Raw genomic sequence first — 9,730 nt, 5'->3', positions numbered from 1 at the left:
CCTTGACGGCGCCCGCCGCTGCTTTGCCGAGTTCGGCTACGACGGGGCGACCGTGCGACGCCTGGAGCAGGCGATCGGCTTGTCGCGGGGGGCGATATTCCACCACTTCCGCGACAAGGACACCCTGTTCTTCGAGCTGGCCCACGAGGATGCCGAGCGGATGGCCGATGTCGCCTCGCGCGAGGGTCTGGTCCAGGTGATGCGTGACATGCTGGCGGCGCCCGAGCAGTTCGACTGGCTTGCCACACGATTGGAGATTGCCCGCAAGCTACGCCACGACCCGGAGTTCCACCAGGAATGGACTGATCGGTCAGCGGAGTTGGCGGCGGCGACGATCGAGCGGCTGCGTCGGCAGAAATCGGCGGGGCGGGTGCGTGACGATATTCCCAGCGATGTGTTGCAGTGCTACCTGGACCTGGTACTCGACGGGCTGGTGGCCAAGGTCGCTTCCGGGGAGGACACTCAGTTGCTCACCGCCGTCCTCGATCTGGTCGAGGGCTCGGTGCGGCAGAGTTAGAGGGGCTAGCTGCTGACTCGAGTGCGGTGGTTCGGTCCGCCACGGCTGCGCATCGTGGTTCCGGATTCGCGCAGCATGCTGTGGATCGATCCGTACGACCTGCCGGTCGACGCGACCAGAGTACGGATGCTGGCTCCGCCCTCGTAGGCATGGCGCAATTCGCGCAGAACTTGATCGCGCGGTTTTTTCGACTTCCTCATCGGCCCCTCCCCGGTTGAACAGGATCCCCAAAGCACACAGATTAGGAAGCCGGGTCGGCTGGCGGGCCGCTTTGACGAAATCGCCTGTTACACCTAGGGGTCCAAGCGGTCAAGCCAACTCGATGAGGTCCCGGTAGTCCTCGGACCAATGGTCCTCGGTTCCGTCCGGCAGCAGCACGACGCGCTGCGGGTCGAGCGCTTCGGCGGCACCCGGGTCGTGCGTGACCAGCACAACCGCTCCGGCGTAGCTGCGCAAAGCATCGAGCACCTGTTCACGCGAGGCCGGGTCGAGGTTGTTCGTCGGTTCATCAAGCAGCAGCACATTGGCAGTCGAAGCCACCAGGCCGGCGAGCGCCAGCCGGGTCTTCTCCCCACCGGACAACGTCCCGGCCGGCTGGTCGAGCTGGCTGCCGCTGAACATGAATGCACCGAGCAGACCCCGCAGCTCTTGCTCGCCGGAATCCGGCGCGGCGTGGCGAATGTTCTCCCACACCGTCGCGGCGTCGTCGAGGGTGTCGTGCTCCTGCGCGAAATAGCCGATTTTCAAACCATGTCCGGCTTCCATCGACCCGGCATCGGGTTGTTCGACGCCGGCCAGTAACCGCAGCAGCGTCGTCTTGCCCGCGCCGTTGAGCCCGAGCACGACCACCCGAGAGCCTCGATCGATCGCCAGATCCACGCCGGTGAAAATCTCCAGCGAGCCGTAATTCTTCGTCAGCCCCGTGGCTGTCAACGGCGTCCGTCCGCACGACGAGGGGCTGGGGAATTTGATCCGGGCCACCTTGTCGGCCACCCGCTCTTCGTCGAGTGCGGCCATCATCCGGTCGGCGCGGCGCAGCATATTCTGTGCTGCAACGGCTTTGGTGGCTTTGGCGCCGAGCTTTGCCGCTTGGGCGCGCAGCGCGGTCGCCTTGCGTTCGGCATTGGCACGTTCGCGGCGGCGGCGCTGCTCGTCGGTGGCGCGGGCGTCGAGGTACTTCTGCCAGCTCATGTTGTAGACGTCGGCTTCGCCACGCACCGCATCCAGGAACCAGACCCGGTTGACCACGTCAGCCAGCAGGTCGACGTTGTGGCTGATGACCACTAACCCACCGGTGTGGTTGCGCAGGAAATCCCTGAGCCAGCCGACCGAATCGGCGTCGAGGTGGTTGGTCGGCTCGTCGAGCAACAATGTGGTCGCCGATCCGGCACCGGTGTCCGATGCGGCAAACAGGATCCGGGCCAACTCCACTCGACGGCGCTGGCCGCCGGACAGCGTGCGCAACTGCTGGGTCAGCACGCGGTCGGGCAATCCGAGACTCGCGCAGATCCGGCCTGCCTCGCTTTCGGCGCCGTAGCCGCCGAGCGCGGCGAAGCGCTCCTCGAGTTGGCCGTAGCGGCGGATCGCACGATCACGGGCGGCATCGTCAGCGACCTCCGCCATCAAGGCCTGCTGCTTTTCCAGATCGGTGAGCAGAGTATCCAGTCCGCGTGCGGAGAGCACCCGGTCGCGCGCAAGGACGTCGAGGTCACCCTCTTTGGGATCCTGCGGAAGATAACCGATCTCGCCGGTGCGTGCCACGGTGCCCGCGTACGGTTCCCCCTCGCCGGCGAGGATACGCAGCGTCGTCGTCTTGCCGGCGCCGTTGCGACCGACGAGCCCGATCCGGTCCCCCGGCTGTATCCGCAGCGCCGCGCCATCGGCATAGAGCAACGTGCGCGCTCCTGCGCGGACCTCGAGGTCCGTAGCAGTGATCACGGTCACTCTCCTTGCGCGGGTTTATTACTTGTCGTCGGTGAACACCGGCGGGCGCTTCTCGGCGCGCGCGGCAACCGCTTCTTCGAAGTTGCCGGTGAGCAGGCGAACGAAGAGCTGTCCCAGGCCTTCGGCCTGCATGTGCCCTTCCAGGCTAGCGGCGTCCAGTCCACTCCATAGTGTGCGCTTGGTCAACTCGACGCCCGGCCGCGAGAACGCGGCGATCCGCTCGGCCATCTCGTAGCAGGTCTCCAACAGTTGGTCGTCGGGGACCTGGCGGGACACCAGCCCGATCCGTTCGGCCTCCTCGGCGTCGATGTCGCGACCGGTCAGCATGATCTCGAAAGCCCGCGACGACCCGATGGCCCGCGGCAGCAAATAGCTCAAGCCCAGCTCACTGGCGGTCAGCCCGTTGTTGATCCCCGCGGCCCGGAAGTACGCCCCGTGCGACGCGACCCGGATGTCGGCGGCGAGCGCCAGGCACAGTCCGCCTCCGATCGCCGCGCCGTTGACCGCGGCGATCACCGGCTGGTGCAGCCGCCGTAGGGCGAGGATGACGTCGTCGAGGATCTGCATCGAGCGCAGCGCGTAGGTGGGCCGGGTGAGATCTTGAACGTGCGGAACGCTGCCGGCCGATTTGTGGTCGGCACCCGACGAGAAGCCCTTGCCGGCTCCGGTCAGCACGACGACCCGTACCGAGTTGTCGTAGGTGAGGTTCTCCAGAATCTCTTTCAGCGGCACCATGACGTCGAACGCCATGGAGTTCATTCGCTCGGGCCGATTGAGGGTGACCAACGCGACGTGCGGCCGCGGATGCTCGACGAGGACCATGCTCACCGTTGAACGGTAACCCGCCCGCGTGCGGGTTCAGCTCACGACTGCTCGTCCTGAGGGGCGGCCATCGCCGCGTCCACGTCGAAGTCCTTGATCTGCTGAACCAGATCTTCCAGCGCTGCCGGCGGCAGCGCGCCGGCCTGGTTGAAGACCAGCTTGCCCTTCTTGAAGGCCATCAGCGTCGGGATGGATCGGATCTGAGCGGCCGCGGCGAGCTCCTGCTCGGCTTCGGTGTCCACCTTGGCGTGCACCACGTCGGGGTGTTTGTCTGCCGAGGCGGAGAAGGTTGGCGCGAACTGGCGGCACGGTCCACACCATGAAGCCCAGAAGTCGACGAGCACGATGTCGTTGCCGTTGATCGTTTCGTTGAACTGCGCGGCAGTGAGGTCTTGGGTAGTCACGACCTGCTCAACGCAGCGAACTGCGGGAGTGTTCCCAGGTTCAGGTCAGGTGGTCGTAATCACCGCGGACCCATGCGGCGTGCCGCTCCGCCGATCGCTGGACCACTGCGTGGCCGTCGGTGTCGATGGCATTGGTGAAGAGGCCGTAGATCCGGTCGAAGTGCAGCGGGGCCAGCGTGGCAGCCATGCGCTGCACCACCGCGGCCGACAGCGGAAGGCGGTTGGGATAGCTGCGCAGGAAACCGACGGTGCGGCGGTCCGGGTTGGGGAAGATGGTGTCCCCGGTCAGCAGCACTCCGCGGCCCTCGGCGCCGTCGGTCCAGCAGGCCACCGAACTGCCCGGGAAATGCCCGCCGACGCGGACGATCGTCAGCGAGGGCGTCAGCGCCAGCGTGTCCGACCACAACTGAATCACCGGGTCAGGGCGCATCACCCAGTCGGCGTCGGCGGCGTTGACGTATACCGGGACCCGGCCCAGCCGGCGGCTCCATTCGACTTGTGCGCCGAACATGTGCGGGTGGCTGGCGACGACCGCGATCACTGGGCCGCGGTCGGCCACCGCGGCCACCGCGTCGTCGTCGACGAAGCCGGACGGATCCCACAACACGTTTCCGGCATCGGAGCACACCAGCTTTCCCAGCTGCCCGATTCCCAGTGCGGGGGCACTGCCGATCGCCACCAGAGCATCTTCGATGTCCCAGACAACCGACCGCATTCCTTCGCCGATGAGTTGGTCCAGCGTCGCCCAGAGTTGACCATCGCGTGGGACCCATTGCCGTTCATCGGCGCAAATCGCGCACACACCCGATGCAGCGCTGTGCTCGACACCGCATGTTCTGCACAGCCAAAACATGGGCCAACTCTAATTCGCTGGCGCCGCAGCACAAGCACGCATACACAGCGCGCTCTTAATCGGGCACCAGCCTGCGCTCAGCGGCGCCGCCGATCGTGAAGATCGTTGCCAGAGCCGCTCTGCTGATTGCGGCCGACGATCGAAAGGACCCCGATGCCTGCCACTTTCTCGACCACGCGACTGTCCCGCGTCGCGCTGCTCGCAGTCACCGGCGCCACCGCGCTGTCCGTCGCCGCGTGTGGTGCGTCCAACAATGCCAAGCCCACTTCGGCGAATTCGACCAGCCCCGCTCCCTCTTCGTCCTCGTCGCCATCGGCGTCGGCCAAGGGCAAGGACTGGGTGAACGGGCTGATTGACTCGGTGTCGGGCAACACGATTCAGGTCAGCCAGCGATCCGGGTCGGCCACCATCGACTTCACGCCGTCGACCGCGGTCTCCGAGATCACCCCGGCCCAATTGACCGACATCAGCACTGGCAGCTGTCTCAGCGTGCATCCAGATCGCCACGGCGCCTCGACAGCGGATGGCGCGATCATCGCGCGCTCGGTGCGCGTCAGCACCGCGGTCGACGGTAAGTGCCCGCAGCCCAACCACCCGGCGGGTGGGACGACCAGCACGCCGCCGGGAGCATCCGCCGCGCATCACCAAATAGGTGGACAGGTCGCATCCGTGGCAGGCAACACGATCACCCTGAATAATGCTGACTCAGGCGGCAATTCGTCGCAAACCAGTGTGACTGTCACCGACACCACCAAATACACCAAGCAATCGACCACTGACGCGCAGGCGATCGCTCAGGGCAAGTGCATCGCGGCGCACGGCACCACCGACGGCGGTGGCACACTGCAAGCGACAACCATCTCCGTTCAACAGTCCGACAACGGCAGCTGCCCCCAGTTGGGCGGCAAGCACCACCGGCACTAGCCGACCGCCGCGTCATTACGATCGGGGCAGCCAGAGGCTTTGCCGCACAACCGTTTTGGCTGTGATCGAACAGGCGGTGCGCTGGGCGGCCGCCGAACAGCACATCAGGTCAGTATGACCGCGACGAGGCCGCCAAATCGCAGCGCTGTTACTACTTGCCGCGCCAGCCACGCTCGAAGGGCAGGCGCCACGCGCGCGGCGCGATCAGCGGATGGACCGCGTTGGGCCCCCAGGAATCGAGGTCGTAGCTGTGTGCGGGTGGCGGCTCCTCCAGCAGCGGGGCCGAGATCTCCCACAGCCGCTCAATGCCTTCCGCGGTGTTGTACAGCGTCCGGTCACCGCGCATCGCGTCGAGAATCAGACGCTCGTAGGCCTCGAGGACATCGCCGGCGTGGGCGGTGTCCTCCATGGTGAATTGCAAGCTGAGCTTGTCCAGTTTCATCCCCGGGCCGGGCCGCTTACCGTAGAACGACAGCGACATCTTGGACACGTCGGCGAGATCGAACGTCAGGTGATCCGGACCCTTCTGTCCCACACCGGATCCGGGCGGGAACATGCTCCGCGGCGGCTCGTGGAACGCGATCGAGATGATGCGCTGCCCTTCGGCCAGGCCCTTGCCGGTGCGCAGAAAGAACGGGACACCCGCCCAGCGCCAGTTGTCGATCTCGCATTTGAGCGCGACGAAGGTCTCGGTGTCCGATTCCGGAGCGACGCCGTGTTCGCCGCGGTAGCCGCGGTACTGCCCGCGCACCACGTTGTGCGGGTCAAGTGGACGCATCGACCGGAAGACCTTGTTCTTTTCGTCGCTGATCGCCGCCGACGCAAGCTCGGTGGGTGGCTCCATCGCGACGAAGGCCAGAATCTGGAACAGGTGGGTGACCACCATGTCCTTGAACGCACCCACGGCTTCGTAGAACTGGGCGCGGCCCTCGACAGTGAGCCGCTCGGGAACATCGATCTGGATGTGATCGATGAACTGCCGGTTCCAGATCGGCTCGAACAGTCCGTTGGCGAATCGGAAGGCGAGGATGTTCTGGGCGGCTTCCTTGCCCAGGAAGTGGTCGATCCGGAAGATCTGTTCTTCGTCGAACCGCTCGTGGATCGCCTTGTTGAGCTCCCGCGCGCTGGCCAGATCGACACCGAACGGCTTCTCCATGATGACCCGGGAGTTCGCCGCCAAGTCCGCCTTGTGCAGCGTGTCCATCACGGCCATCACCGCCTTCGGCGGCACGCTCAGGTAGTGCAGCAAGCGAGCCTCGCCGCCGAGTGCCTCAACCTGCTCGGCCACCGCGCTCGCCAGAGCCTCCGGGCCTTGCTGCTGGGGAACAAAGGTCAAATTGGCGATGAATTGCTCGAAGAGTTCGTCGGAATCGGCGTGATGGGCGAACTCCTTGCACGCTTTGTGCGCTACTTCTTCGCGGAACGTCTTGCTGTCCAGTTCGTCGAGTGACGTTCCAATGACCCGCATCTCCGGAGCAAGCTTCGAACACGACAGGTGAAGCAGGCCTGGCAAAAGCTTTCGACGTGCCAAGTCGCCTGTGGCGCCGAACATTACGACGACATGAGGCTCCGCGCCGCTTTTGTTTTGCTTAGCTCCTACCGCAGCATCCGTCACGTTCATGATCGTAACTAAGGCCGGTCGTATTCACATCCTGCACAGGTGAACACTGAGCGCAGAGAAATCTGCGCGCAGGTTCAGCCCGTGGGACGAGTCACATGGCCTGGAAACCCCAAGGAACCTGATACCAGCCCTTCTCGTCCGTATACGCCCAACCGCACGGCGTCAATTGCTGATGCCCATCATCGTTCGTTACCCAACACTTCGGCCCGTTCGGCTCAGGCGCCGGCGCCGGGTCCGCCTGGGCAACGCCGCTGCCCAGCAGCATGGTGGCCGCGCAGGCCGCAACCATCATCAGTTTCTTCGTCACAGGGCGAATCCTTTCAGTCCGGTCTCATGATTTTGCGGCCAATGGCGCGCTCGCGCGACTTTTATCCGACAAAGACAGGGTCTTTAACAGGACGTTTACAGCAGCTCAGACAGTGAAGCCCAACGCGCGCAATTGGTCGCGGCCGTCGTCGGTGATCTTGTCCGGGCCCCACGGCGGATTCCACACCCAGTTGATCCGGAGCTCATCGACCAGACCCGCGCCGATCAGCGCGTTGCGCGACTGGTCTTCGATGACGTCGGTCAGCGGGCAGGCCGGCGACGTCAGCGTCATATCGATCAGCGCGACGGTGCCCTCCTCCGCTTCCTCGAGGTTGACACCGTAGACCAGGCCCAGGTCAACGACGTTGATGCCGAGTTCGGGGTCGACGACATCGCGCATCGCCTCCTCGATGTCGCCAAGCAGCTCGTTGTCCGGCGCCGCAATTTCGCTCATCCTTTGACCTCCTCCAAGTCGCCACTCGCTTGCGCCAGCGCATCCTTAAACGCCATCCAGCCCAACAGCGCGCATTTCACCCGGGCCGGATACTTTGCGACGCCGGCGAACGCGACACCGTCGCCCAGCACGTCCTCGTCACCGGCGATATTTCCGCGGGACGACACCATCTCGGCGAACGCGGTGACCGTCTTCAGCGCCTGCCCGACGCTTTGACCGATCACCTGCTCGGTCAGCACCGAGGTGGCGGCTTGGCTGATCGAACAGCCCTGACCGTCATACGACACGTCGGTGACAGTCTCGCCGTCGTCAGACAGCGTCACCCGCAGGGTCACGTCGTCGCCGCAGACCGGGTTCTTGTGATAGACCTCCGCGGCGAACGGCTCGCGCAGGCCGCGGTGCTGTGGATGTTTGTAGTGATCCAGGATCACTTCCTGATACATCTGCTCGAGACGCATGACGCTCACGCCCTGCCGAAGAAATCGATGGCGCGGCGCACCCCGGCGACCAGCCGGTCGACCTCGTCGAGGGTGTTGTAGATCGCGAACGATGCACGCGCGGTGGCCGCGACATCGAACCGGCGGTGCAAAGGCAGCGCGCAGTGGTGTCCGACCCGCACCGCGACCCCGTCGTCGTCGAGAACCTGACCGACATCGTGCGCGTGCACGCCGTCGACGACGAAAGACACCGGCGAGCCACGGTTTTCCAGCACAGTCGGCCCGATTATCCGGACCGCGTCGATACCGGACAGTCCCTCGATCGCAGCGGCCACCAGCTCGCGCTCATGGGCTTCGACGGTGGCCATGCCAATGCCGCTCAGGTAGCGCGACGCCGCGGCCAGCCCGACAACCTGCGACGTCATCGGTGTGCCGGCCTCGAACCGCTGCGGCGGCGCGGCATAGGTGGTGGCCTCCATGCTGACCGTCTCGATCATCGATCCGCCGGTGAGAAACGGCGGCAGCGTCTTGAGCAGCTCCCGGCGGCCGTAGAGCACACCGATTCCGTTGGGGCCCAGCATCTTGTGTCCGGAGAACGCGGCGAAGTCGACGTCGAGGGCGTGGAAGTCGATCGGCTGGTGCGGCACCGACTGGCAGGCATCCAGCACCGTCAAGGCGCCGACGGTCTTCGCCCGCTTGACCATCTCGGCGACCGGGCCCACTGCGCCGGTGACGTTCGAGTGATGGCTGAACGCAACGACTTTGACGTTCTCGTCGAGTTGCAGTGAATCCAGATCGATGCGTCCGTCGTCGGTCACCCCGTACCAGCGCAGCGCGGCGCCGGTACGCCGGGCCAGTTCCTGCCACGGGACCAGGTTGGCGTGGTGCTCGAGCTCGGTGGTGACGATGACGTCGCCCGGCCCGACGGCACGGTCGAAGCGGTTGTCCCCCAGCACATACGACACCAGGTTGAGCGATTCGGTGGCGTTCTTGGTGAACACCAGCTCATCGGAATCGGCACCGATGAACGCGGCGATGTCGGCTCGGCCCTGCTCGTAAGCGTCGGTCGACTCCTCCATCAACTGGTGCGCGCCGCGGTGCACCGAGCCATAAGAGGTGGTGAGGAATTCGCGTTCGGCGTCGAGGACTTGCAGCGGACGTTGTGACGTCGCCCCGGAATCCAAGTACGCCAACTGGTTTCCGCCCCGCATCACGCGAGCCAGGATCGGGAAGTCGGCCCGGATCGCCGCGAGATCCAGCACCGCGGGACGAGTGGCCGAGACCGTCATGTCACGCTCCTGAGGCGGCCGAATGGGTGAAGCGCTCGTAGCCGTTTTCTTCGAGCTCGTCGGCCAGCTCCGGGCCGCCCGATTCGATGATCCGGCCGCCGACGAAAACGTGCACGAACTGCGGGTGGATGTAGCGCAGGATCCGGGTGTAGTGGGTGA

10 protein-coding genes and 3 pseudogenes are annotated in these 9,730 nt (G+C 65.3%); 2 read left to right on the top strand and 11 right to left on the bottom strand.

Features of this window, described 5'->3' with window-relative positions; translation table 11 throughout:
- A partial coding sequence (locus tag WAN02_RS15755; protein ID WP_422265136.1) for a TetR/AcrR family transcriptional regulator occupies window positions 1–517 on the top strand: 517 nt, incomplete at its 5' end.
- A gap of 5 nt (window positions 518–522) precedes the next feature.
- Here the strand turns inward: WAN02_RS15755 and WAN02_RS15750 are convergent.
- The 5 genes and pseudogenes from WAN02_RS15750 to WAN02_RS15730 all read right to left on the bottom strand — a co-directional run bounded on the left by WAN02_RS15750 (window position 523) and on the right by WAN02_RS15730 (window position 4,540).
- A complete protein-coding gene (locus WAN02_RS15750; RefSeq protein WP_422265135.1) occupies window positions 523–717 on the bottom strand; it encodes a helix-turn-helix domain-containing protein in 195 nt (64 codons plus the stop codon).
- Between the two features lie 109 nt (window positions 718–826).
- Window positions 827–2,455: an ABC-F family ATP-binding cassette domain-containing protein gene (locus tag WAN02_RS15745; RefSeq protein ID WP_422265134.1), complete on the bottom strand. Its 1,629-nt coding sequence runs from the start codon at window positions 2,453–2,455 to the stop codon at window positions 827–829.
- Window positions 2,456–2,479: 24 nt separating this feature from the next.
- Window positions 2,480–3,307: pseudogene (locus WAN02_RS15740) on the bottom strand (enoyl-CoA hydratase); the annotation flags it as partial.
- Between the two features lie 17 nt (window positions 3,308–3,324).
- On the bottom strand, window positions 3,325–3,687 hold the full coding sequence (gene trxA / locus WAN02_RS15735) for a thioredoxin (RefSeq protein ID WP_422265133.1): 363 nt from the start codon (window positions 3,685–3,687) through the stop codon (window positions 3,325–3,327).
- A gap of 40 nt (window positions 3,688–3,727) precedes the next feature.
- The gene (locus tag WAN02_RS15730; protein WP_422265132.1) at window positions 3,728–4,540 is read right to left on the bottom strand and encodes an MBL fold metallo-hydrolase; all 813 of its coding nucleotides are present in this window, start codon (window positions 4,538–4,540) and stop codon (window positions 3,728–3,730) included.
- Window positions 4,541–4,693: 153 nt separating this feature from the next.
- Here WAN02_RS15730 and WAN02_RS15725 point away from each other — a divergent pair, with 153 nt between their 5' ends.
- On the top strand, window positions 4,694–5,464 hold the full coding sequence (locus tag WAN02_RS15725; RefSeq protein WP_422265131.1) for a DUF5666 domain-containing protein: 771 nt from the start codon (window positions 4,694–4,696) through the stop codon (window positions 5,462–5,464).
- Between the two features lie 151 nt (window positions 5,465–5,615).
- On the opposite strand, the gene zwf is transcribed toward WAN02_RS15725, so the two are convergent.
- The 6 genes and pseudogenes from zwf to sufC all read right to left on the bottom strand — a co-directional run.
- Window positions 5,616–7,085: a glucose-6-phosphate dehydrogenase gene (gene zwf, locus WAN02_RS15720; protein WP_422265130.1), complete on the bottom strand. Its 1,470-nt coding sequence runs from the start codon at window positions 7,083–7,085 to the stop codon at window positions 5,616–5,618.
- A gap of 91 nt (window positions 7,086–7,176) precedes the next feature.
- Complete coding sequence (locus WAN02_RS15715) at window positions 7,177–7,392, bottom strand: hypothetical protein (RefSeq protein ID WP_422265129.1); 216 nt, start codon at window positions 7,390–7,392, stop codon at window positions 7,177–7,179.
- Between the two features lie 105 nt (window positions 7,393–7,497).
- Complete coding sequence (locus tag WAN02_RS15710; protein WP_163774947.1) at window positions 7,498–7,845, bottom strand: metal-sulfur cluster assembly factor; 348 nt, start codon at window positions 7,843–7,845, stop codon at window positions 7,498–7,500.
- Window positions 7,823–8,303 (bottom strand): annotated as a pseudogene (gene sufU, locus WAN02_RS15705) (Fe-S cluster assembly sulfur transfer protein SufU); the annotation flags it as partial. The gene WAN02_RS15710 and the pseudogene sufU, both read right to left, overlap by 23 nt.
- Before the next feature lie 5 nt (window positions 8,304–8,308).
- A complete protein-coding gene (locus tag WAN02_RS15700) occupies window positions 8,309–9,571 on the bottom strand; it encodes a cysteine desulfurase (RefSeq protein WP_422265127.1) in 1,263 nt (420 codons plus the stop codon).
- A 1-nt stretch (window position 9,572) separates the two neighbouring features.
- Window positions 9,573–9,730, bottom strand: a pseudogene (gene sufC / locus WAN02_RS15695) (Fe-S cluster assembly ATPase SufC); the annotation flags it as partial.

This window comes from Mycobacterium sp. (genome assembly GCF_049281135.1).
Classification (GTDB): Bacteria; Actinomycetota; Actinomycetes; order Mycobacteriales; family Mycobacteriaceae; genus Mycobacterium.
Note: the sequence above shows the minus strand (reverse complement) of the source record. Positions and strands in the feature narration are given on the sequence as shown.